Annotated in this window: 21 protein-coding genes and 1 pseudogene; 9 read left to right on the top strand and 13 right to left on the bottom strand. The window is 71.7% G+C overall.

Annotated elements, in window-relative coordinates; genetic code table 11:
* The first annotated feature begins 59 nt into the window (after window positions 1-59).
* The gene (locus AC2XR2_RS39670; RefSeq protein WP_381306168.1) at window positions 60-752 is read left to right on the top strand and encodes a response regulator; all 693 of its coding nucleotides are present in this window, start codon (window positions 60-62) and stop codon (window positions 750-752) included.
* A 30-nt stretch (window positions 753-782) separates the two neighbouring features.
* Here the strand turns inward: AC2XR2_RS39670 and AC2XR2_RS39665 are convergent, their stop codons facing one another.
* A complete protein-coding gene (locus tag AC2XR2_RS39665) occupies window positions 783-2,507 on the bottom strand; it encodes a GAF domain-containing sensor histidine kinase (RefSeq protein WP_491517758.1) in 1,725 nt (574 codons plus the stop codon).
* Between the two features lie 237 nt (window positions 2,508-2,744).
* Here AC2XR2_RS39665 and AC2XR2_RS39660 point away from each other — a divergent pair, with 237 nt between their 5' ends.
* Window positions 2,745-3,215 carry a pyridoxamine 5'-phosphate oxidase family protein gene (locus AC2XR2_RS39660; RefSeq protein ID WP_491517757.1) on the top strand — a complete coding sequence of 157 codons (471 nt, stop codon included), beginning with the start codon at window positions 2,745-2,747 and terminating at the stop codon, window positions 3,213-3,215.
* A gap of 34 nt (window positions 3,216-3,249) precedes the next feature.
* Here AC2XR2_RS39660 and AC2XR2_RS39655 read toward each other — a convergent pair whose 3' ends face one another.
* Entirely contained in the window at window positions 3,250-5,634 is a 2,385-nt protein-coding gene (locus AC2XR2_RS39655; protein WP_491517756.1) for a phosphoketolase family protein, read from the bottom strand.
* A 536-nt stretch (window positions 5,635-6,170) separates the two neighbouring features.
* Window positions 6,171-6,611, bottom strand: a complete 441-nt coding sequence (locus tag AC2XR2_RS39650) for a pyridoxamine 5'-phosphate oxidase family protein (protein WP_449352054.1) — start codon at window positions 6,609-6,611, stop codon at window positions 6,171-6,173.
* Window positions 6,612-6,900: 289 nt separating this feature from the next.
* Between AC2XR2_RS39650 and AC2XR2_RS39645 the strand changes: the two genes are divergently transcribed.
* The 4 genes from AC2XR2_RS39645 to ppk2 all read left to right on the top strand — a co-directional run bounded on the left by AC2XR2_RS39645 (window position 6,901) and on the right by ppk2 (window position 9,426).
* Complete coding sequence (locus tag AC2XR2_RS39645) at window positions 6,901-7,293, top strand: STAS domain-containing protein (protein ID WP_381306154.1); 393 nt, start codon at window positions 6,901-6,903, stop codon at window positions 7,291-7,293.
* A 110-nt stretch (window positions 7,294-7,403) separates the two neighbouring features.
* A complete protein-coding gene (locus AC2XR2_RS39640; protein WP_491517755.1) occupies window positions 7,404-7,985 on the top strand; it encodes an Rv1733c family protein in 582 nt (193 codons plus the stop codon).
* A 52-nt stretch (window positions 7,986-8,037) separates the two neighbouring features.
* Complete coding sequence (locus tag AC2XR2_RS39635; RefSeq protein WP_381296979.1) at window positions 8,038-8,469, top strand: universal stress protein; 432 nt, start codon at window positions 8,038-8,040, stop codon at window positions 8,467-8,469.
* Window positions 8,470-8,622: 153 nt separating this feature from the next.
* The gene (gene ppk2 / locus AC2XR2_RS39630; protein WP_491517754.1) at window positions 8,623-9,426 is read left to right on the top strand and encodes a polyphosphate kinase 2; all 804 of its coding nucleotides are present in this window, start codon (window positions 8,623-8,625) and stop codon (window positions 9,424-9,426) included.
* Window positions 9,427-9,468: 42 nt separating this feature from the next.
* Here the strand turns inward: ppk2 and AC2XR2_RS39625 are convergent, their stop codons facing one another.
* Both AC2XR2_RS39625 and AC2XR2_RS39620 read right to left on the bottom strand, forming a co-directional pair.
* Window positions 9,469-10,374, bottom strand: a complete 906-nt coding sequence (locus tag AC2XR2_RS39625) for a universal stress protein (protein WP_491517753.1) — start codon at window positions 10,372-10,374, stop codon at window positions 9,469-9,471.
* 197 nt (window positions 10,375-10,571) lie between these two features.
* Entirely contained in the window at window positions 10,572-11,195 is a 624-nt protein-coding gene (locus AC2XR2_RS39620) for a hypothetical protein (RefSeq protein WP_491517752.1), read from the bottom strand.
* 278 nt (window positions 11,196-11,473) lie between these two features.
* On the opposite strand from AC2XR2_RS39620, the gene AC2XR2_RS39615 reads away from it, so the two are divergent.
* Window positions 11,474-13,273 (top strand): SulP family inorganic anion transporter, encoded by a 1,800-nt coding sequence (locus AC2XR2_RS39615; RefSeq protein WP_491517751.1) that lies wholly within the window; start codon window positions 11,474-11,476, stop codon window positions 13,271-13,273.
* 105 nt (window positions 13,274-13,378) lie between these two features.
* A complete protein-coding gene (locus tag AC2XR2_RS39610; RefSeq protein WP_491517750.1) occupies window positions 13,379-13,849 on the top strand; it encodes a cyclic nucleotide-binding domain-containing protein in 471 nt (156 codons plus the stop codon).
* A gap of 42 nt (window positions 13,850-13,891) precedes the next feature.
* On the opposite strand, the pseudogene AC2XR2_RS39605 reads toward AC2XR2_RS39610, so the two are convergent.
* The 8 genes and pseudogenes from AC2XR2_RS39605 to AC2XR2_RS39570 all read right to left on the bottom strand — a co-directional run.
* Window positions 13,892-14,382 (bottom strand): annotated as a pseudogene (locus AC2XR2_RS39605) (DUF6461 domain-containing protein); the annotation flags it as partial.
* Between the two features lie 32 nt (window positions 14,383-14,414).
* The gene (locus tag AC2XR2_RS39600; RefSeq protein ID WP_491517749.1) at window positions 14,415-15,617 is read right to left on the bottom strand and encodes an acyl-CoA dehydrogenase family protein; all 1,203 of its coding nucleotides are present in this window, start codon (window positions 15,615-15,617) and stop codon (window positions 14,415-14,417) included.
* Window position 15,618: 1 nt separating this feature from the next.
* Window positions 15,619-16,569, bottom strand: coding sequence for a 3-hydroxyacyl-CoA dehydrogenase NAD-binding domain-containing protein (locus AC2XR2_RS39595; RefSeq protein ID WP_491517748.1), 951 nt, complete (start codon window positions 16,567-16,569; stop codon window positions 15,619-15,621).
* A complete protein-coding gene (locus tag AC2XR2_RS39590) occupies window positions 16,566-17,312 on the bottom strand; it encodes an acetoacetate decarboxylase (protein ID WP_491517747.1) in 747 nt (248 codons plus the stop codon). The genes AC2XR2_RS39595 and AC2XR2_RS39590 overlap by 4 nt, the downstream gene beginning before the upstream one ends.
* Before the next feature lie 7 nt (window positions 17,313-17,319).
* Window positions 17,320-18,096, bottom strand: a complete 777-nt coding sequence (locus AC2XR2_RS39585) for a crotonase/enoyl-CoA hydratase family protein (RefSeq protein WP_449352042.1) — start codon at window positions 18,094-18,096, stop codon at window positions 17,320-17,322.
* A gap of 38 nt (window positions 18,097-18,134) precedes the next feature.
* A complete protein-coding gene (locus AC2XR2_RS39580; RefSeq protein ID WP_491517746.1) occupies window positions 18,135-19,304 on the bottom strand; it encodes a CaiB/BaiF CoA transferase family protein in 1,170 nt (389 codons plus the stop codon).
* Between the two features lie 782 nt (window positions 19,305-20,086).
* Window positions 20,087-20,869 (bottom strand): GAF and ANTAR domain-containing protein, encoded by a 783-nt coding sequence (locus AC2XR2_RS39575; protein WP_491517745.1) that lies wholly within the window; start codon window positions 20,867-20,869, stop codon window positions 20,087-20,089.
* Complete coding sequence (locus tag AC2XR2_RS39570) at window positions 20,862-21,623, bottom strand: GAF and ANTAR domain-containing protein (RefSeq protein ID WP_491517744.1); 762 nt, start codon at window positions 21,621-21,623, stop codon at window positions 20,862-20,864. Before AC2XR2_RS39570 ends, AC2XR2_RS39575 begins: the two co-directional genes overlap by 8 nt.
* Before the next feature lie 246 nt (window positions 21,624-21,869).
* Here AC2XR2_RS39570 and AC2XR2_RS39565 point away from each other — a divergent pair, with 246 nt between their 5' ends.
* Window positions 21,870-22,655 (top strand): TSUP family transporter, encoded by a 786-nt coding sequence (locus tag AC2XR2_RS39565; protein WP_491517743.1) that lies wholly within the window; start codon window positions 21,870-21,872, stop codon window positions 22,653-22,655.
* Window positions 22,656-22,756: the final 101 nt, after the last annotated feature.

Below are 22,756 nucleotides of genomic sequence, written 5' to 3'. Positions count from 1 at the left end.
GTGACCATCGTGGCAGTGGCGGCCCGCAGTCCGTCCATCGTCCGGAGCGAGGGGTCGAAATGTCCGAGGCGCGCACCTTCACCGCACAGGACCCCATCCGGGTCTTCCTGCTGGACGACCACGAAGTCGTCCGGCGGGGCGTCACCGACCTCCTCGACGCCGAGGACGACATCACCGTCGTCGGCGACGCCGCGAGCGTCGAGCACGCCCTCGCCAGGGCACCCGCGGTGCGCCCCCACGTCGCCGTGCTGGACGTGCGTCTCCCGGACGGCGACGGCATCACCGTCTGCCGCGAACTACGCAGCCGGCTGCCCGAGCTGGCCGTCCTGATGCTCACCTCGTTCGACGAGGAGGACGCGCTCCTCGACGCCATCATGGCCGGCGCCTCCGGTTACGTCCTCAAACAGATCAGGGGCACCGACCTCGTCTCCGCGGTCCGTACCGTCGCCACCGGCCAGTCCATGCTCGACCCCGCCACCACCGCCCGCCTCATGCGCACCCTGCGCACCGAGCCCACCGCGCCCCCGGACACCGCCCCCGAAATCGCCTCGCTCTCCCCCCGCGAACGCGAAATCCTGGCCCTCATCGGGGACGGACTCACCAATCGCGAGATCGGCAAACGCCTCTATCTCTCCGAGAAGACCGTCAAGAACCACATCTCCCGGCTCCTCGCCAAACTCGGTGTCCAGCGCCGGGTGCAGGCGGCCGTCCTCGCCACGAACCTGGAGCAGCCGGATCCCACCCGGCGCTGAACCCCGGCGGAGCACCGGGCGCAGGGCGGGTCAGCCTCTCACCGGTACCCGCCACACCAGGGTGGTGCCGCCCGTATCGGGGCGGTTCACGGTCAGCTCGCCGCCGGACTGTTCCGCTCGGTCGGCCATGTTGCGCAGCCCGCTGCGGCGCCCGCCGTCCGGGATGCCCACTCCGTCGTCGGAGACGGTCAGCCGTACCTCGCGCCCGTCGGTCTCCAGGACCACGTCGGCGCGTCCCGCGCGCGCGTGCCGGGCGACGTTGGTCAGCGCCTCGGAGAGGACGGCGATCACGTCGTCGGCGATCTCCGCGGGCACGTCCGTGTCGATCAGGCCCTCCATCCGGATGCTGGGAGGGAACCCGAGGACCCCCGCCGCCTCGCCGACCGCCCGGACCGCCCGGGCCCGCAGCCCCTTTCCCGCGCCGCCCTCGCGCGAGCGCAGGCCGAAGATGGTGGACCTGATGATCTTGATGGTCTCGTCCAGGTCGTCCACCGCGCGCGCCACCCGCTCCGAGGCCTCGGCGTGCTCGATGAGCCGGCCGGCGCTCTGCAGGGTCATCCCGGTGGCGAACAGCCGCTGAATGGCCAGGTCGTGCAGATCGCGGGCGATCCGGTCGCGGTCCTGGAGCACCGCGATCTGCTCGGCGTCCGCACGGCGCTCCGCGAGCTCCATCGCGATCGCGGCCTGCGCCGCGAAACCCTGCAGGGGCTCGATCTCCTTGGCGGTGAACGGGACCCGGCCCGTCTCCCGCGCCAGCAGGACGACACCGCGGACCCCGTCGGCGCCCGATCCGATCGGCACCCCGACAGCGGGTCCCAGCCCCCCGAACCGCTCCGGGGCCGCCGAGATCCGCTCGTCCTTGGAGACGTCCGCGCTGGTCACCGGGGACGCGGAGGCGAACGCGTGGCCGATGAGACTGGCGTCCACAGGGAGCACGAGTCCCAGGTGGGCCGCGGCTCCCCGTCCCACGGCCAGTTCCACGGTGAGCGAGTCGGTGTCCTTCATGGGCGTCGCGACCAGGGCGAGGGCGGCGCCGGTGTTCTCCCGGGCCCGGTCCGCGATCAGCCGGAGGACCTCCGTGTGCGCGCTGCCCGACATCAGGCTGTGGGTGATCTCGGCGTTGGCCCGCAGCCAGCGCTCACGCAGGCGGGAGTCCTCGTAGAGGCGGGCGTTGTCGATGGCGACGCCCGCGGCCACCGCCAGCGTGGACAGCACCGCCTCGTCCTCCTCGTCGAACTGCACACCTCCTCGCTTCTCGGTCAGGTACAGGTTGCCGAAGACCTGGTCCCGCACCCGGATCGGGACACCGAGGAAGGTGTTCATCGGCGGGTGGTGGGGCGGGAAGCCGTACGACGCGGAGTGCTCGGAGAGCTTGGTCAGCCGCAGCGGCTCGGGGTGGTGGATGAGCTCCCCGAGGATGCCGTGGCCCTGCGGGTACGGCCCGATCCTCGCGATCTGCTCGTCGGTGACCCCGACGGTGTGGAACGCGGACAGCCGCTTGCCGTCGGGGCCGATCACACCGAGGGCCGCGTACTGTGCGTCCACCAGTGCCGCGGCCGCCTCGACGATGCTGTGCAGCGCCTGCTCGAGGTCCAGTTCACGGCCCACCGAGAGCACCGCCTCCAGGAGGCTGTGCACCCGGTCGCGGGTGCCGCGGGCCGCGTCGAGCCTGGCCTGAAGCTCCTCCAGCAGCTCGTCCAGCCTCAGCTGCGGCAGCCGCACACGGGCCTCCCCGGTTCTCTCCGTGCCACCCACGTACGACCCTCCAGACACCCTCGGCCGGCCCCGTGCCGTCACCTGCCAAGGTAATGGTCCACGAGGCCGGACGGCGCGGTCCCGGGTGACTGGGCGACTCCCGGACGGGGAGCCGTAGGTTCCGAGGGCCGGGCGGTCACCGGGTCAGGGCCGAACGGCCCTGGTGGCACCGGCATCGATGCGCTCGAATGTTCTGATCACGCACGGATGTTCCCTCCCACACCCACGGACTGTGTCATGTTTCTCGACAACGCTCAGCCGGTCGACGACGTTCGGCCGGTCCCGGTCGAACCCCGCCGGACCATCGGGGTCGACAGCGCCGAGGCACTGCGGCTGCTGGGCAGCGTCTCCTTCGGTCGGATCGTCTTCACCGAGCACGCGCTGCCGACGATCCGCCCGGTCAGTCACGTCCTGGTCGACGGGAACATCGTCATCCGCACCCACGCCGGAGCGGCCCTGACCGCACGGACCCGGCAGGCCCGGGAACCGGGAGTCGTCGTGGCGTACGAGGCCGACGCCATCGACCCGGACACCCATCTCGGCTGGAGCGTGGTGGTCACGGGCTACGCCCGCCTGGTCACGGACCCCGACGAGGTGGCCCGGTTCCAGACACTGCTGCGCCCCTGGGTGGAGCAGCGCCTGGACCACACGGTCCGTATCCGCCCGGACCTGGTCACGGGAATCCGCCTCACCCCGCCCGACGACTGAGGCGTTCCCGTCGACACCGCCCGTGCGCTGCCGGTCAGCCGTCCCAGGTCCAGTCGGCGACCTCGGGCAGGTCGGTGCCGTGGGCGCGGATCCAGTCGTGGTGGCGCAGGCGGGCGTCCTCCATCCGCTGTCGCACGGCGGCGGCGCGCACCGCCAGACCGGGGACACGGTCGATGACGTCCATGACCAGGCGGTAGCGGTCGAGGTCGTTGCGGACCACCATGTCGAACGGCGTGGTGGTCGTGCCGATCTCCTTGTAGCCGCGTACGTGCAGGTTCGGATGGCCGGCCCGGCGGTAGGCCAGACGGTGGATCAGCCACGGGTAGCCGTGGTAGGCGAAGATCACCGGCCTGTCCCGCGTGAACAGCGCGTCGTACTGCGCGTCCGGCATGCCGTGCGGGTGCTCCTCCTGCGGCAGCAGCCGGGCCAGGTCGACGACGTTGACCACGCGCACGGTCAGGTCGGGCAGGTGCCGGCGCAGCAACTGGGCGGCGACCAGGACCTCCTGGGTGGGTACGTCGCCCGCGCAGCCGAGGACCACGTCGGGTTCCCGGCCGCCGTCCTCGGTGCCGGCCCAGTCCCAGATCCCGGCACCGCGCGCGCAGTGCACACGGGCCTGGTCCAGGGACAGCCAGTCGAAGCAGGGCTGTTTGCCGGCGACCACGACGTTGACGTAGTCGCGGCTGCGCAGCACGTGGTCGGCGACGGACAGCAGCGTGTTGGTGTCCGGCGGCAGGTAGACCCGGACGGCTTCGGGGCTCTTGTTGAGGATGTGGTCGACGAAACCGGGGTCCTGGTGCGAGAACCCGTTGTGGTCCTGGCGCCAGACGTGCGAGGTGAGCAGGTAGTTGAGGGAGGCGATGGGCGCGCGCCAGGGCAGCCGGCGGGTGGTGCGCAGCCACTTGATGTGCTGGTTGACCATCGAGTCGACGATGTGCACGAACGCCTCGTAGCAGGAGAACAGCCCGTGCCTGCCGGTCAGCAGATAGCCCTCCAGCCAGCCCTGGCAGGTGTGTTCGGAGAGGATCTCCATCACCCGGCCGTGCCGCTCAAGGTGTTCGTCCACCGGGAGGGTCTGCGCCTGCCAGGCCTTGCCGCTCGCTCCGTAGACCGCCTGGAGCCGGTTGGACGCGGTCTCGTCGGGGCCCACGATCCTGAAGTCGCGGCGCTCCTGGGTCCGGCGCATGACGTACTCCAGCATGTCGCCCAGGACCCGGGTGGGTTCGTGCATCGTCGCACCCGGTTTGTCGACCTCGACGGCGTACGACTCCGGTGCGGGCAGCGGCAGTTCGCGCACCAGCAGCCCGCCGTTGGCGTGCGGGGTCGCGCCGAGCCTGCGCGCGCCGTCGGGCACGCAGGCCAGCACCTGGGCACGCGGGCGGCCCTGCTCGTCGAACAGTTCCCGCGGGCAGTACGAGTGCAGCCACTCCTCCAACTGGCGCAGGTGCTCCGGGTTGTCCCGTACGGCGGCCAGCGGGACCTGGTGAGCACGCCAAGTCCCCTCGACGGGAAGGCCGTCGACCTCGGCGGGACCGGTCCAGCCCTTCGGGGTGCGCAGCACGATCACCGGCCAGTGCGCCCGTTCGGCGACACCCTCCTCGCGTGCGCCGCGCTGGATCGCGTCGATGCGCTCCAGGGCCTCGTCCATCGCCGCCGCCATCGCCCGGTGTACGGCCATGGGGTCGTCGCCGGTGACATGGATCGGCGCGTGGCCGTAGCCGCGCAGCAGTTCGTCGAGTTCGGGCTCGGGCAAACGGGCGAGCACCGTCGGGTTGGCGATCTTGTAGCCGTTGAGGTGGAGGATCGGCAGGACCGCGCCGTCGTGGACGGGGTCGAGGAACTTGTTGGAGTGCCAGGACGCGGCCAGCGGGCCGGTCTCCGCCTCTCCGTCGCCGATCACGCAGGCGACCAGCAGGTCCGGGTTGTCGAAGGCGGCCCCGTAGGCGTGCGACAGCGCGTACCCCAGCTCGCCGCCCTCGTGGATCGAACCGGGAGTCTCCGGGGCGACATGGCTCGGCACCCCGCCCGGGAAGGAGAACTGCCGGAACAGCCGTTCCATCCCGGCCGCGTCCCTGCTGACGTCGGGGTACGTCTGCGAGTAGCTGCCCTCCAGCCAGGAGTTGGCGAGGACGGCCGGTCCGCCGTGTCCGGGGCCCCAGACGCACAGGGCGTCCCGGCCGCGGGACCTGATGACGCGGTTGAGGTGGGTGTGCACGAGGTTCAGGCCCGGTGAGGTGCCCCAGTGGCCGAGCAGTCTCGGTTTGACGTGCTCCGGGCGCAGGGGCTCGGTCAGCAGGGGGTTCGCGAGGAGGTAGATCTGGCCGACGGCCAGGTAGTTCGCGGCGCGCCAGTGGGCGTCCAGCGCCTGCAGCTCATCGTCCGTGAGCTCGGCGGGTGCCTGCTGCGTGTCGACGGGCATCGGGATTCCCTTCCGGGGGCGGGTCGCGGGGCGGGCATGCGCGAGGTACCGCGCCCGACCACCTTCCGCCCGGCGACCGCGCCACCGACAGGGCCGTTCGGGTCACGCCTGCCGGCCCGGTCGCCCCTTGGCGGGCACGACCACCGGGAAGGGGGGCAGGTGCGGCAGCGGGTGCCCGGCCGCGCCCGGCCGCGGCGCGGCACCGTGCCCGTGGGGGCGGCGCCGACGACCACGAGACCGGCCCCCGTGCGGCTTCCGGCAGGGCGCGTTCCGGACGTGCGCCCGGCGCGGGCGGGCAGGGACCGTGGGGTCCGCGCGCCCCGCCTGCCGCCCGCCCGCCTGCCCGCCTGCCCGCCTGCCGTGCGGTACCGGTGTTCCGGGCCGTCCGGATCCGGGACCGGCAGGCAGCCGTCGGGCCCTCGCGTTCACAGCAGGAGCCGGGTGGCGGGTGCCGGGTGGCGGGTGCCGGGTGGCGGGTGCCGGGTGCCGGGTGGCGGGTGGCGGGTGGCGGGTGGCGGGTGGCGGGTGGCTCAGCGTCACAGCGGGACCCGGGTGCCGTACACGGTCCGTCCGCCGACCAGTTCCCGGCCGGTGACCAGTTCGGGTTCGATCCGCACGAAGACCTCCTCGGGCGAGGGCGCCCAGGAGCGCGGTCCGACCCGGCACAGGCGTCCGTGCTCGGCCGGGTCGGTCACGACGGTGGCCCGGCCGGTGACGACGACGCTCCAGCCGGACCAGCCGGCCGCGTCGACCTCGTCCGTCTCGAAGGCGACGACCACACCGTCGACCGCGCGGACCAGCTCCGAGGCCGCCGCCGTCCGCAGCAGCACGGCCCCGCCGTCGTCCAGGCTGAAGTTGACCGGCAGGACAGCGGGCAGCGCCTGTCGGGTGTGGACGACGCGCCCCACCGGAACCCTCGCCATCAGGTGCAGGCACTCCTGCCGGTCCAGTTCACGGAAACCGTCGTCGGGTTGCATGGCCGATCCCACCTTCGCCGTCTGTTGCTGGGTGCGCTCCACCCTGCGCCCGCCCACGGCGCGCGGTGAGGGGCCATGAGGCCCCGGGCCCAGGTGCGGAACGGCCCTCGAACGGGGACGATCGTCCGTCCACCGTGGGACGGACGCCCCCTGATCAGCCGGCCGACCCTCCGTGGGCGCGACCGGCCGTGGGCCCCGCCGTACGGTCGCTCCGCCGGGCCCACCGGCCAGGTCCACTGGGGCCGTTCGGCCCTTCCGGGCCCGGCATTCCGGACGCTTTCATCACGTCATGTCCCAGAACCACCTGAGGCCGGCCCCGTCCCGCACGGTACGCACCCTCGCCGGAACGACCACCGTGACCCTGCACGGCGAGCTCGACCTCCGGACCGCGATCCCGCTGACCGTCCAGCTGGACACCCTGACCTCGGGACCGTGCCCCGACCTGGTGCTCGACCTGCGCCCCCTGTCGTTCGTCGACTGCGCGGGACTGCGTGTCCTGTGCCGGACGCGGAACCGGGTCCGGGCCCGTCACGGACGACTCCGGCTGATCGCGACCGACGACGGCTTCCTGCGCATCCTCCGCGCTGCCGGCCTGCGGGGCGCGTTCGAGATCCACTCCGCCCTGCCCGCGGCGGAAGTCGGCACGGCGAGCGTCGACGCCTCCTGCGTCGGCATGGGCTGAACGGCCCGATCGGTGCCGAACGGCCCCGTGACGAGATCTTGTCGGCCCATGCGACGGATGCCGGGGACTGCCACCGTGGGAAGTGGGACGACCTGAGGAGGTGCACGGTCATGAGGGGCAAGCCGGTGAGGAGACGGTGGTGGTGGCGCCGGCGCAGCAACCCGTTGCTGCGCCGGGACGACGTCGTCGAGGCCTGGATCGTGCTGGTGGTGTGGGTGATCGTCGCGGTGGGAGGCACCGTCACCGGCTTGCTGACGGCCCACGCCGCCGACGAGGTGTTCGCACGGCAGCGTGCCGAGCGCCGGCCCGTCCGTGCCGTGCTCCTCAGCGACCTGTCGAAGGCCACCTCGACGGCCCGTCCGTCGGACGAGAAGGCCGTCGCGAAGGTCCGCTGGACGGCCCCCGACGGCTCCGCGCGCACCGGCCGGACCCTGGTCGACGCGGGACTGAGGCCGGGAACCCGGCTCGTGGTCTGGCAGGACCCCCGGGGAACGCTGGTGACAGCGCCTCCGAACAGCACGAAGGCCGGCGTCGAGGCCGGCGTCCTCGGCGCGCTCGCCGGGCTCGCCGTCACCGGCGCGGTCCACGCCGTAGGAGCTCTCGCCCGGTGGCGGCTCGACCGGCGACGGATCGACGCGTGGGGGCGGGAGTGGGACCTGATCGGTTCTCAGTGGGGGCACCGGACCGGCTGAGCCAGGCCCGGAGCCGCCGGTCACCGATCGTCCATCGAGAAGGGGCATCACGATGAACAACACCGCGTATCAGGCGGGCGAGGTCGTCCTCGGTGTGGACGCCCGCGATCCCGCCGAGGGACCCGTGCGTTTCGCCTTCGACTGCGCCCTGCTCCGGGGTGTGCGGCTGCGTGCCGTCCACGCCTGGCGGCTCCCCTCCTGCACGGCCGAACTGCCCTTCGGGATACCGGAGGAGGACCGCGGGGCGTGGGAGGACCACGAGGTGCAGCTGCTGTCCGACGCGCTGAGGCCGTGGCGGGAGAAGTATCCCGAGGTGGAGGTGCTGGAGGACGTACGGCTGCTCTCCCCCGGGGACGCGCTGGCCAGGCGGTCCGCCGGGGCAGGGCTGGTGGTCGTGGGCCGCAGCCGCGGCGGTGAACTGGGCGCGACCGCGCGGAAGGTCCTGCGGGAGGGACGCGCCCCCCTCGTCGTGGTGCCCCTGTAACCACCGCCGACCACGGCGCCCACCGAACACAGGGGCGGCTTCCTCCGGCGTCCGGCGTGCGCGGCTGCCCTGCGGAAAGTACGGTGGCGTCCAGGTGTTCGACCTCGGACATGGAACGACTCCCTGAGCAGGTCGTCGGAGGGTGGAGGCGGCATGGCCGAGAAGGGTGCGGCGAGGCTCCCGCGCAAGGCGTACGAGAGGGAACTGCTGCGTCTGCAGACGGAGTTGGTGAAGCTCCAGGAGTGGGTGCGGGCGGAGGGCGCCCGGGTGGTCGTGGTCTTCGAGGGCCGGGACGCGGCCGGCAAGGGCGGCACCATCAAGCGGGTCGCCGAGCACCTCAATCCCCGTGTCGCCCGGATCGCGGCGCTGCCGAAGCCGACCGAGCGCGAGCGCACCCAGTGGTACTTCCAGCGGTACGTCGAGCATCTGCCCGCGGCCGGCGAGATCGTGCTGTTCGACCGGTCCTGGTACAACCGGGCCGGCGTCGAGCACGTGATGGGCTTCTGCACCAAGGAGGAGTACCAGCTGTTCCTGCGCCAGTGCCCGATCTTCGAGCGGATGCTGGTCGAGGCCGGGGTCGTGCTGCGCAAGTACTGGTTCTCGGTGAGCGACACCGAACAGCAGGAGCGTTTCCGTAAGCGTCTGGAGGACCCGCTGCGCCGCTGGAAGCTCTCCCCGATGGACCTGGAGTCGATCACCCACTGGGAGGCGTACTCCCGGGCCAAGGACGAGATGATGGTGCACACCGACATCCCGGAAGCACCCTGGTTCGTCGTGGAGAGCGACGACAAGCGCCGGGCGCGGCTGAACATGATCGCCCACCTGCTGTCCTCGGTGCCCTACCGCGAGGTGCCGCCGCCGGTGCTCGAACTCCCGCAGCGGCCCAGGCCGACTGGTTACGAGCGTCCGCCGCGCGATCTTCAGACCTACGTCCCGGACCACGCGGCAGGTCTCTGAGCGACCGGCCATCCCTTCTGTGAGCGACTGGTCACCGCCGTCTCAGGGATGGGGGACGACGGCGACGGGAGCGGTGGAGTGGTGCAGGACGGCGTGGGTGACGGTGCCGATGTGGGTGCCGAACGGACTGCGGCGGATGCGGCGGCCCACGACGACCAGGGAGGCCTCGTGGGACGCGTCGACGAGGTGGTTGGCCGGGGTGCCGTAGGAGGAGGCCTCAATGACGTCGACGTCCGGGAACTTGTCACGCCACGGGGCCATGGTCTCGGTCAGGGCAGCGGCCTCGCGCCGGGCCAGCGCTTCGTGGAGTTCGAGGTCCACGGACAGGCCGTAGGCGTAGTACGGGGGCGGGTTCCAGCCGTGGACGACCCGCAGGGGCGTGCCGCGGCGGGCGGCGGCGGTGAACGCGAACGCGATCAGCTCCTCGTCGGGGCTCCCGATGTCGAGGCCGAGGACGACGGGCCGGAAGGGGGTCGCGGCGGACGGGATGCCGACGGGGTCGGTCTCGTGCTCGTCGGCGGCCTGCTGGTCGGCCCGTACCAGGACGACCGGTCGCTCGGCGTGCGCCACCACGGACAGCCCGACCGAGCCGATCACGAACCCGCCGATCCCGCTCAGCCCGCGGGAACCGAGGACCAGCAGTTCGGCGTTCCTCGCCGAGTCCGTCAGGATCTCGGCGGGCCGCCCGGACAGCAGCTCCGTGCTCACGTCGAGGCCGGGGTGGCGCAGCCGGATGCCCTCGGCCGCCTCACGGGGGACCCGTTCGACCCAGTGCTGCTGGGTCTCGGCGCCGAGGAGCGGCGCCTGGGCCATGGGAGCCGGTACCGGCTCCCACACCTGGACCAGCTTGAGCGGCAGGCCGAGCAGTTGCGCCTCACGGGCCGCCCACTCGGCAGCGGCGCGGCTCTCACGCGAGCCGTCCAGACCGACGGTGACGGTGCGGGTCATGGTCTCCACCTCCTGAATCGGGGGTCCCGATTCGAGCGTCGTCCTCGGATGAGGGCCCCTGGCAGGGGCCGCTGGTCCCGGCCGGGGACCGACCGGCCCATGCCGGGCATCGGCGCGACCGGGGGCCGTCGGGTTCATGCCGGGTTTCGGCGCGGCGGACCCGCTTCCCCTCGTGGGGTCCGCCGCACCTCCCGCGGTCAGCGCAGCCAGCGGTTGCGGCCGACGAACGGGAGCCCGGCCCAGCGCCTGCCGAGGCCGAGGGTGTCCCCGGCGGAGGCGGCGGCGAGGGCGATCAGGACGAGCGCGTAGACGAGGTGGTAGTCGGCGAAGGGGTTCGTCGACATGCTCGGCGAGCCGTCCGACAGGTGCTGGGCGGGCGGCCATTCGGCGGCCCACATCAGCGCCATCATCACGGTGCCCGCGAGGGCGGCGAACCGCAGCGCCACACCCGTGGTCAGCGCGACGCCGATGCCGAGCAGACCGAGCATGAAGAGCCAGTCCGCCCAGGCGTCACCGGCCCAGGAGTGGAAGGTGGACTCCATCGGACCGGCGGCTACCCCGCCGAGGAAGCCCTTGGTCGGCGATCCGCCGTCGATCCAGGCCTTGCCGGACGCGGTGGCGTAACCGAGGCCGAAGGTCTTGTCGAGGAACGCCCACAGGAAGACGAACCCGGTCAGCAGGCGCAGGGACGCGAGGGCGTAGGCCCGCGCGGTGTGCGCATCGGTCCCTGCCGACACGGCGGACCCGGGGGCGTTCCGGTGCCTGCGCACGTACGGCAGGTGGAAGCCCCGGCTCCGGTGGGGGTGCTCGTGGACGGCCATGGCGATGATCCCTTCGAGGGGCTCCGATCGGTGCCTGACGTCTGTCACTCTCCCGGCGTGCGACCCTGGCCGCCGGATGCCGAAGGTCGGTGGTGGGTGGGCTGAACGGCCCTATGCGCAGGGCCGGTTGGGGTGTCAGGCCGACCTGCGTCGCGCGGAGCTCGCGTCTGCGGGCACACCGGTGGATCATGGGGCCGGACGGTGGAGCCGGGTGATGGGACAGGGGCCGGACGGTGGAGCCGCCTGTTGGGAGAGAGACCGGACGGAGGAGGTGGCTGATGGGACACGGACCGGATGTCGCGAGGTGGCGCCGTCTGCTGCCCGCCGGCCTCCCGGACTGGCGCCGCCTCGCCCCCGGAGCCGTCACACTCCTCGGCTACCGGCGCGCCTGGTTGCGGGGCGACCTGCTGGCCGGGGTCACCGTCGCCGCCTATCTGGTGCCGCAGGTCATGGCGTACGCGGGTGTGGCCGGACTGTCACCGGTCGCCGGACTGTGGGCGATCCTGCCCGCCCTCGGCCTGTACGCACTGCTGGGGTCCTCCCGCCTGCTCTCGGTCGGCCCCGAGTCCACGACCGCGCTGATGACGGCCACCGTGGTCGGCCCGCTCGCCGCGGGCGACCCCGACCGCTACGCCACCCTGGCGGCCACCCTCGCGGTGACGGTCGGGCTGCTGTGCCTGGTGGCGCGGGTGGTGCGACTGGGTTTCCTCGCGGACCTGCTCTCCCGTCCGGTCCTGATCGGCTATCTGGCCGGCGTGGCGCTGATCATGATGGTGGACCAGCTTCCCAAGCTCACCGGGGTGAGGACGACCGGTGCGGAGTTCTTCCCTCAACTGTGGTCCTTCGTCAGTCACCTGACCGACGCCCACACGGCGACCGTGATCCTCTCCGCCGCCGTACTCGCGTTCCTCTTCGCGGTGCCGAAGAACGTCCCGGGTCCCCTCCTCGCCTTCGTCCTCGCCACGGCCGCCGTGGTCGTGTTCGACCTCGACGGCCGGTACGGCATCAAGGTGATCGGCGAGATCCCCTCCGGCCTGCCCGCCCTCGCGTGGCCGGACCTGGGCGAGCTGCCGCGTCTCGTGCTGCCGGCCCTCGGTGTCCTGATCGTCGCCTACACGGACTTCATCCTCACCGCGCGGGCGTTCCACACCGGCGGCCCCGGCCTCGACGCCAACCAGGAGTTCCTGGCCCTGGGCGCGGCCAACCTCGGCGCGGGCGCCCTGCACGGCTTCCCCGTCAGCAGCAGTGCCAGCCGCACCGCGCTCGCGTCCTCGGCGGGCGGCCGCAGCCAGGCGTACTCGCTGGTCGCCGGGGCCGTGGTGCTCGCCGTCCTGCTCTTCCTCAGCCCCCTGCTCAGCCGGGCACCCTCCGCCGTCCTGGGCGCGCTCGTCGTCTACGCCGCGGTCCGCATGATCGACCTCGCGGGCTTCCGCCGCCTCGCCGTCTTCCGCCGCCGCGAACTGCTCCTCGCACTCGGCTGCCTCGTCGGGGTCCTCGCCCTCGACATCCTCTACGGCGTCCTCGTCGCCGTCGGCCTGTCGGTGGCCGAGCTGCTGAGCCGGGTGGCCCGCCCGCACGACGCGATCGAGGGCGTGGTGCCGGGGCTGGCCGGCATGCACGACATCGACGACTACCCCACCGCCCGTACGATCCCCGGCCTGCTCGTCTACCGCTACGACTCTCCGCTCTTCTTCGCCAACGCCGAGGACTTCCACCGCCGTGCCCTGGCCGCCGTCGACGAACAGACCGATCCCGTACGGTGGTTCGTCCTCAACACCGAGGCCAACGTCGAGGTCGACATCACGGCGCTCGACGCGGTCGACGAACTGCGCCGCCAACTCACCGACCGCGGTGTCGTGTTCGCCCTCGCGCGGGTGAAGCAGGACCTTCTCGACGACCTCCGGGCGTACGGGCTGGCGGACTCCGTGGGGCCGGACCTGATCTTCCCGACCCTGCCGACGGCGGTGGCCGCGTACCGCCGGGGGCTGGACGCGGGGGCGGACCGGACCGGCACGGATCAGGAGCAGCATCAGGATCACGATCTGGATCAAGATCAGGGTCAGGCTCAGGGCGGCTAGGCGGAGCCGAGTGGCCCGGTCGAGGGACCGAGTGGCCCATGGGCGCACGGCGCCGGCCGGTGCAGGCTGGCACCGGTAGTTCCCCCAGCTGTCGGGAGGCACGTCATGATCACCACCCCCACGTCCAGCATGCTGCGCGCCCTGCCCGCCGGACATCGGGAACGGCTCATGCACGTCGCGCGCGAGGTGTCGTTCGCGCAGGGGACGCGCCTGTTCGAGGAGGGCGGCCGGGCCGACCGCTTCTGGATCATCCGTACCGGCACCGTCGAGCTCGACATGCACGTGCCCGGACGTCGGGCGGTCGTCATCGAGACCCTGCGGCACAACGAGCTCGTGGGCTGGTCCTGGCTGTTCGCGCCGCACGCCTATCACCTGGGCGCCGAGGCGACGACTCCGGTGCGGGCGTACGAGTTCGACGCCACGGCCGTGCGTCTGATGTGCCAAGAGGATCCCGCCCTGGGCAGCAGTGTCGCCCAGTGGGTCGGCGACGTGCTCGCCCACCGGCTGCGTTCCGCCCGGATCCGCCTCCTGGACCTGTATGCCCCGTACGGCTCCGGCTCCGGCACCTGCGTCTGACGGCGAGGGGCCCCCGCGCAGGGCACCCCTAGGTTCTGCGCGTCACGTGTCCTCGGTGGTGATCACGAGCGGCGCGTCCGCTTCCGCCCGTGCGCGGTCGGACGGCGTCGCGATCTCCTCTTAGCTCCACGCCCTGTGCAGCCGCTCCCCGTGGGCATCGGTGATGTCGATGACCACGCCGCTCCACTCCTCGGCGGGCTGTTCGGGGACGAGTCCCAACTCGTAGGTGGCGTCCTGGAGGAGGGACTCGGTGACGCGTATGCCGGTGAGCCTTTCGGCCAGGGCGAGGACCGCCGCCTTCCCGTCGACGTCCGGGGTGCTGCCGTCGCGTACCGCGGGGCTCTCGAACGTCGTACGGAGGTCGCCGTCCTCGAACCAGTGGAAGAGGTCGATGGGCTTGCCGCCGTTGGTCGAGTGCGCCACCACCCGACCCCCGTCGACAACGTCCGCAGGCACACGTCGGCGATCCCCAGCCCACCGTCGAAACCGAGAACGAGCGTCCAGTCCCCCGAGACGCAGAAGCGCCCCGGGACCCCCTGCCCCGGGGCGCTTCAGGAGCTGCTCGTCACGCGAAGGCGCTCTGGCCGGTGATCGACTTGCCCACGATCAGGGTGTTCATCTCGCGCGTGCCCTCGAAGGAGTAGATCGCCTCGGCGTCGGCGAAGAAGCGGGGGATGTCGTGGTCCAGGAGGATGCCGTTGCCGCCGAAGATCTCGCGGCTCCAGCCGACGACCTCCCGCATCCGCGAGGTGACGAACGCCTTGGCCAGCGAGGAGTGTTCGTCGCGGAAGATGCCGGCGTCCTGGAGACGGGCGAGCTGCACGAGCATGCCCCAGGACGCGGTGATGTTGCCCAGGCTCTTGACCAGCAGGTCCTGCACGAGCTGGAAGCCCCCGATGGGACGGCCGAACTGCTTCCGCTCCCGGGCGTAGTCCAGGGCCAGTTCGTAGGCGCCGGTCATGACACCGAGCGCCTGCCAGGCCACCCCGGCACGGGTCGCGCGCAGGATCTCGGCGACGTCGCGGAAGGAGTTGATGTTCTGGAGACGGTTGGCCTCGGGCACCCGGACGTCGGTCAGGGTGATCTCGGCGTTCTCGACGATCCGGAAGGCGATCTTGCCCTCGATCTTCACGGGGTCGAAGCCGGGTGTGCCCTTCTCGACGACGAAGCCCTTGACGTGGTTGTCGTCGACATCGCGCGCCCACACCACGACGTAGTCGGCAAAGGTCGCGTTGCCGATCCACTTCTTGGCGCCGTTCAGGACCCAGGTGTCGCCCTCACGCCGGGCGGTCGTGCGCATACCGCCCGCCACGTCGGAGCCGCCGAGCGGCTCGGTCATCGCGAACGCTCCGATCCTGTCCATCGCGGCCATCGCCGGCAGCCAGCGGTCGCGCTGCTCCTGGTCGCCGCCGGAGTGGATGGAGTACATGGCCAGGCCGTTGTGGACACCGAAGAAGGTGGAGACCGAGGCGTCGGTGCGGGCCATCTCCATGGCCATCGTGCCGCTGAGCAGGTTGCTGACTCCGGGACGGTGCTCGCCGTAGCCCTCGTAGGGCAGGCCGGCGAGGCCGCTCTCGCGGAAGAGGGTGATGAGTTCCTCCGGGAACCGGTCCTTGGCCCAGTTCTCGTTCACCAGCGGCTTGACCTCGTCGCGCATGAGGGCGCGGGTCTTGAGGAGGAGCTTGCGCTCGTCGTCCGGCAGCAGGGACTCGTACCGGTAGAAGTCGGCGGTCAGCGTGTCCTCGAGCGGTTCCATGGTGGTGGTCATCTCAGTTCTCCTCCTTGTCCGCGCTGTCCAGGGCTGCCAGGACAGCGAGTTGCCTGCGGTCGCGCGCCCCGGTGAGTTCCGGGTACGTGGAGGAGCCGTAGGCCTTTTCCACGGCTTCGACGAGCCGTTCCTGTTGGTCCTCGTCCTGTGACGGGGTGCCGAAGCCCGCTCCCGTCCGCTGCATCGACGTGCCGATGTGCTCGACCAGGTGCCGGTAGCCGCCGGGCCCGCCGCCCAGGTGCGCGCCGAGGAACGGTCCGACGGTGGCCCAGCGCAGACCCAGCGAGTTGACCACGACCTTGTCGAGGTCCTCGGGGGTCACCACGCCCTCCTGGACGAGGTACGCGGCCTCGCGGCCGAGAGCGTTCTGGAGGCGGTTGCCGACGAAGCCGGGGATCTCCTTGCGCTCGACGACCGGGGTGCGGCCGACCGAGGTGTAGAAGTCCACCGCGGCCTGTACGGCGTCCTCGCCGGTGCGTTCGCCCGGCACGACCTCGACGAGCGGGACCAGGTGCGGCGGGTTGAAGGGGTGTCCGATCAGGACGCGGGCGGCCGCCTCGTCGGTCAGCTCCCCGGTGAACGCGGTGGCCGGGATCGCCGAGGAGGAGCTGAGCAGCAGGGCGTGTGCGGGTGCCTCTCGGGCGAGGACGGCGAACAGGTCCTTCTTGAACTCGGCCCGCTCGGGCCCGTTCTCCTGGACGACGTCCGCGTCCCGGACGGCCTCGGTGACGTCGGGGGTGATGTGCACGCGGTCGGCGAGGCCGGTGACGTCCAGGCCGCGGGCGGCCAGGTGCGGGGCGTAGGTGGCCAGGGCCTCGTCCACCGCCCCGGCGAGGTCCTCGCGCGGGTCGCTCACGCGGACGGTCAGGCCGTACGCCGCGAACAGCGCCGTCCAGGACAGTCCGATGGTGCCGGCGCCGATGACGGCGGCCGTACGGAAGGGGCGGGTCATGGCGCGACTCCCTTCAGGTAGTCGTGGACCGGCTCGACGCCTGCGAGCGTCAGGTCGGTGAGGATGTGGCTCGCGGAGACGACCTCGAGAACCGGCAGGTCGGCCAGCGGGGCGAGCACGTGCTGGAAGAGCTGGAGCCGGGCGGGGCCGGTCCAGGCGCCCTTGACGGTGAGGTCGGTGATGCGGGTGCGGACGAGTTCCTGCACGCGGGGGCTGCCGTCGTAGCCGGGGACGGTCTTGAGCATGTACGTCGGTACGGCGATCTGCGCCTCGGCCTCGCGCCGGTCCAGCTCGTGGTGCTTGTAGCCCATGGTGGCGGTGGCGACCCGCAGCGCGCCGTGGTCCAGGGTGCCGACCAGCGCGCCGGAGTCGACATACAGCGACGGGGAGCCGATGACCTTCGGGTAGGCCGAGAGCTCGCGGCCGGAAGCGGTGGCCGGGAAGTTGTCGAGGTACATGGCGTGCAGGTACTCGCCCCGCTCGCCGTCGAAGCTGACGGGGATCGCCTGGCCGGCCTCCGTGTAGGGGCCGTAGCCGCTGACGTCGCCCATCCTCATGACCTCGAAGCGGACCAACGGCTCGTCGACGCGCAGCGGTTCGGGGACGACGGCCCGCAGGGCCTGGGGGTCGGTGCGGTAGACGATGTTGAGGTACTCGCGGTCGGTGAACCGCGGGACCGTCGGCGCGTACGCCGGGCTGGTGAGGGGGGTGGTCAGGTGCTGCCGTACGTCCTCGGTCCTCATAGCGGCCTCACCGCCCCGTCCACCGGGCGGGCCGGCGCTCGGCGAAGGCGGTCATGCCCTCGCGTACGTCGTCCGAGGCCATCAGGGTCTTCATCTCGCCGCGTTGGAAGGCGAAGGCCTCGGCGTCCGGGGTGCCGTCGGCGGCACGGACGACGCGCTTGACGGCGGCCAGCGCCAACGGGGCGTTGGTGGCCAGCTGTTCGGCCAGTCGCAGCGCCTCGGCCACGGCCTGGCCCTTGGCGGTGACCCGGTTGGCGAGGCCCAGTTCTCCGGCGCGGCGGCCGTCGACGGGTTCGCCGGTCAGCAGCAGCTCCATGGCCAGGTGGTGCGGGATGCGCTTCGGCAGGCGGATGACGCCGCCGCCCGCCGCGATGAGGCCTCGCTTGACCTCGGGCAGGCCGAACCGGGCGTCCTCGGCCGCGACGATCAGGTCGCAGGCCAGGGCCAGTTCGAAGCCGCCGCCCATGGCGAAGCCCTCCACGGCGGCGATGAGGGGCTTGGCGGGTTCGGCCTCGGTCAGGCCGCCGAAGCCGCGGCCCTCGACCTCGGGTGACTCGCCGCGCAGGGCGGCCTTGAGGTCCATGCCGGCGCTGAACGTGCCGCCCTCGCCGGTCAGGACGCCGGCCCGCAGGGTGGGGTCGGCCTCCAGTGCGTCGAGTGCTTCGGCCAGGGCGGTGGCGACCGCGGCGTTCACGGCGTTGCGGGCTTCGGGGCGGTCGAGGGTGATCAGCAGGGTGGAGTCGATACGTCGGGTGCGTACGACGGGAGTTGTGGGGGTGCTCATGGTGCTGGTTCTCCTGCGCGGGTCAGCGGGTCAGCGGGTCAGCGGGCGGCGGTGTCGAGTTCGGCGAGGACGTCCTCGGTGTCCTGGCCCGCGACCGGTGCCAGGCGGCGGATCGAGCCGGGGGTGGCGGAGAACCGCACCGGGATGCCGATGGTGCGGACGGTGCCCTCGGTCGGGTGCTCGACGCTGTCCAGGAGGTGGCCGTCGCGGACGTACGGGTCCTCGTGGGCGCGGTCCAGCTCCAGCACCGGGGCCATGGGGATGCTGTGCTTGGCGCACACCTCGGCCCACTCGTCGGTGGTGAGCTCGGGGGCGCAGGCGTCGACCAGCGCGGCCAGGTCCTCGTGGTCGGCGCTGTCGATGGCGTCCCCGTTGACACGCGGGTCCTCGGCGAGGTCCGGGCGTCCGGCCGCCGTGAAGAAGTCCCGGTAGTTGCGCGGGTTGTACGGGATGACGCAGGCCAGTCCGTCCTTGGTGCGGACCGCCTTGTGTCCCCTGAGCATCGACAGCGGGAAGCCGGTGGGGCCGGTCTCGGGCACGTGGGTGTGGCCCGCGAGGTGCTCCACCAGGTTGAAGGCGATCATCGTGTCCGTCATCGGGATCTCGACGAGCTGTCCCCGGCCGGTCCGGTCCCGGTGCAGCAGGGCGGCGAGGACGCTGTAGGCGATGGTCAGGGAGGACACCTTGTCGCCGATGATGGTGGGCAGGTAGACGGGCTCGCCGAGCGCCCGGTCGGCGATGTCGACGAGCCCGGAGGCGGCCTGCACGCTCTCGTCGTAGGCGGCGTGGCCGGCGCGGTCGGAGTCGCCGCGGAAGCCCTGGGCGTGGGCGTAGACGACACCGGGGTTGCGGGCGGCGATGTCGTCGTAGGACAGGCCGAGGCGGTGCAGTGCGCCGGGCCGCATGTTGGTGATCAGCACGTCCGCGGTGTCGATCAGCCGCAGCGCCCGCTCGCGGTCGGTGTCCTCCTTCAGGTTGAGGGACACGCTCCGCTTGTTGCGGTTGACGTTGAGGTTCAGCGGGGTCATGCCGGGCGTGGTGCGGTAGTGGCCGTTGCGGACGGTGTCGGTCGGCGACTCGATCTTGATCACGTCGGCGCCGAGGTCTCCGAGGATCTGAGCGGCGTAGGGCCCCATCACCACGGTCGACAGGTCGATCACGCGGAAGCCCTCCAGCGGGCCGGTGACGCTGTCTGCGAGGTCCGTCATGGCTTTCCTTCACTCCTTGCTTCACGATTTCCGTGTATCTGGAAACTAAGTTACAGCGAGGGTTATGGAGAGGAAAGCTCAGGGAATGACCGAATAGCGAAAGGCGGTATGACCGCAGCGGTCATACCGTCCTCTGGGACGGGACAACCACCTGTTCAAGGGCCTGGATGTAGCTGGATAAAGAGAGAGAAATGAACCGGATGGAAATTCTTCCGTCAGCCCTTGAGACCTTCTCGATCCTCACCGTGGGGGAATTCGTGGGTGATGATCGAGGGGATGTCGAAATCGCCGCTCTCCATGATGTCGAAGACGGTCCGAACGTGTCCTCGGGGGTGTAGCCGCCGGAGCCGATGAGGGCCCGGTGGGCGTAGGCCGGGGTGGAGAGGTTCACGGGGACGGGGTTGGCGTGGACGCCGGTTGCCTCGACGTAGATCCGATGGCGGCGCCGAGCGGGTGGACCTGCTGTCCCACCTCGCAGTCGGGCACGAGGATGTACTCGGAGAAGCCGCCGAGGCCGGCCGCGAGGATGGGGTAGGGGTAGACGCGGTCGCCGACGATTAACGGGGGTTGCCGGCTACACCAGGCAGCAGCCTCAGCCCTCAGAGACCGGCACATCCCGCGCCACAGCGCCTACCACGCGTTTCGAGCCGGAGTAGTGTGGTGGCCACGCGCAGGTCGGTTCCCGGGAGCACATCAGCGCGAGGCTCCCTCCGTTCGGACAACGAGCTGGGGGAGCCGCCCTGTGGCATCACCGGACCGTCGGCTCGTCCGGTAGCGGCTCGTCACACGCCTACGGCTCCTTCGCGGAGGGCCGTGATGTCCATGTCGCGGTCGACCAGTGCCTGGGCGGTGGCCGCGAGACTGACCCGGTGACGGTCGGCGTAGTCGTCCAACAGGCGTCCGGCTTCGTTCAGCGGCAGTCCCTCATGGGCGGCGATCATGCCCTTGGCGATCTCGAGGACCGTCTTGGCGGCGAGGGCGCTCTGGACGCGCGTGACGACGTCGTCGCCCCGGGGATCGGCCGACCAGTGCATCAGAGCCAGGGCCGCGGAGTCCGCCAGCGCCTGCGCGAGATGGGGCTCACCGCCCGGCAGGTCTCCGGTACGGGCATTGAGCAGGGTGAGCGCGCCCAGTGAGCGGTCGTGGAGACGTACCGGCACGGTGTGCAGGGACCGGTAGCCGGCGTCGCCCATGGCGGCGGCGAGTCGGGGCCAGCGCTCGGTCTCGGCGGTGATGTCGGGGACGCCGCGGCTCTCACCGGTGCGGTAGCAGTCCATGCAGGGACCGTGTCCCGTCTGCAGTTGCATCAGCTCGATGAACGCGGCCTCGTCCTCGGTGGCGGCCATCGTCTTCAAGGTGCCCCGGGCGTCGGCGATCATCACCGCCGCCGCGTCCACGTCCAACAGTCTGCGGCAGGTGTGCACCAGCCGGTCGAACAGGCGCAACGGGTCGAAGTCCGGTGCATACGTGTCGGCCAGGCCGACGAACGCGGTCGCCAGCTCCCGCTCGCGGTTCATGCCCGCCTCCCCGGCGCTTTCGTCGTGCGTGCTGAGGTGTTCACTCATGGCGGATGTCCGTGCTGCCGTCGATGATGGCCCGCGCGACATCGAGTGATGTACTGCCCTGCGCGAAGGCCCGGGCCCGCAGCCTCAGCAGGGCTTCTTCCGCACTCACGCCCAGCTGCACCATGATCATGCCAGTGGCCTGATGGATTTCCACCCGGTCCGACTCTGCTCCTTGCAGCCACGTTACGACCCCGCCGGAGTCAGCAGAAGTGTGGTCGAGAGCGGTGACGGCCAGGCTGAGCGCGTCGCCGACCAGCAGCGCGGTGCGCACCTGGCCGTTGTCGAGGGATCCGGCGGTCCGCCGGTACAGGTCGAGCGTCCCCAGAGCCCCCGCGGCAGCCGTCAAGGGCAGCGAGAACACGGCCTCAGCTCCCGCTTTGGCCGCCTGGACGGAGAACAGCGGCCAGCGGCGGGCATCCGGGGGGCGGGTCAGATCGGACGCGAACACCGGAGCCAGCAGGCGGACGGCCTCCGTGCAGGGGCCCTCCCCGAGCGTGTACTGGATCTCCGCGAGCTGAGCGGCCACCTCGTCAGTGGCGAACAGCACTACCCCCATGCCCGCCTCCCGTCCGAGGACGGACAGGGACAGCCCGGAGACGTCCGGGAGCAGGGAGGCACACGCCCGGCCCAGAGCCTCGGGCACCGAGGAAGGGGCCAGTCCCCGAACCGCGTCGATCAGCTCGCCTGCGATGCGGGTCCGCAGGACATGCGTCTCTCGCTCCGCGTCCTCGGCACCTGGTTCCGGCCCGGACATCCCCTTCACCTCCCCGCGCAGTGACCCGTGGGCACATCCGATCTTGCCTCATCGAAGGGGCGCCGCTCCCCTCACCGTGCCCAAGTCCCCTTGACCCATCTCGGGAAACCAGGCGCGAAGCACCGGGGGTTGGAGCCGGCCCGGCCGTGTATCCGCACCGCGCATGAACATCTCGTTGCAGACCATCACCCCCGTCTCCTCCCAGTGATCTGATACTGGCCGGGCAATCGACACACAGGGGCGACGGTGGACTGGACGCCGGCGGGAGGGCTGGTCGCCGGCTTGCTGATCGCGACGGTGACGGCCCCGGTCGGTGTGTCCGGCGCCGTGTTCCTGCTCCCGGTCCAACTCAGCGTCTTCGGGGTGCCCAACCCGACGATCACTCCGACGAACCTGCTGTTCAACGTCGTCGCCGGGCCCGGTGCCCTGTGGCGCTACCGCCTCGGCGGCGCCCTGCGCGGCGACCTCACCCGGCGCCTCGTGCTCGGCACCCTCCCGGGTGTCGTGCTCGGCGCCGTCATCCGCGTCCACGCTCTTCCCGGCCCCACCGTCTTCCGGCTCCTGATCGCGTGCCTGCTGCTGCCCTTGGGCCTCTGGCTCTGCGGGCGTGCCCGGATTCGCCCAGCCCATCGCCCGCCACCCGGGGACGCGTCGCCCCCACGCCACATCACCGCTCTCGCCCTGGCCGTCGGCGTGGTGGGCGGCATCTACGGGATCGGCGGCGGCTCCCTTCTCGGCCCGGTCCTCGTCGGACGTGGCCTGCCCGTCGCACGCGTCGCCCCGGCCGCGCTCGCCGCCACCTTCGCCACCTCGCTCGTCGGCGCCGCCGCCTATGCCCTGCTGTCGCTCGTGAGCACCGGGGACGTCGCCCCCGACTGGGCGCTCGGCCTGGCCTGCGGCATCGGCGGACTCCTCGGCGGCTACCTCGGTGCCCACCTCCAACCCCGCCTGCCCGAACCGTCCTTGCGCCTCCTGCTCGGCATCCTCGCCACAGCCGTCGGGGCGTTGTACGCCACCCAGGTGCTGGTCTGAGCGCACTGCGTCGGGCGGCAGGGCGATCGAGAGTTTCTGAAAGCCCACGCGACCTACGGCAGCGTGGGCTCGGGCAAGGGCCGAAATCAATGGCCCCTGCA

The sequence above is a fragment of the Streptomyces sp. LS-MS-L19 genome (assembly GCF_058382285.1).
Note: the sequence above shows the minus strand (reverse complement) of the source record. Positions and strands in the feature narration are given on the sequence as shown.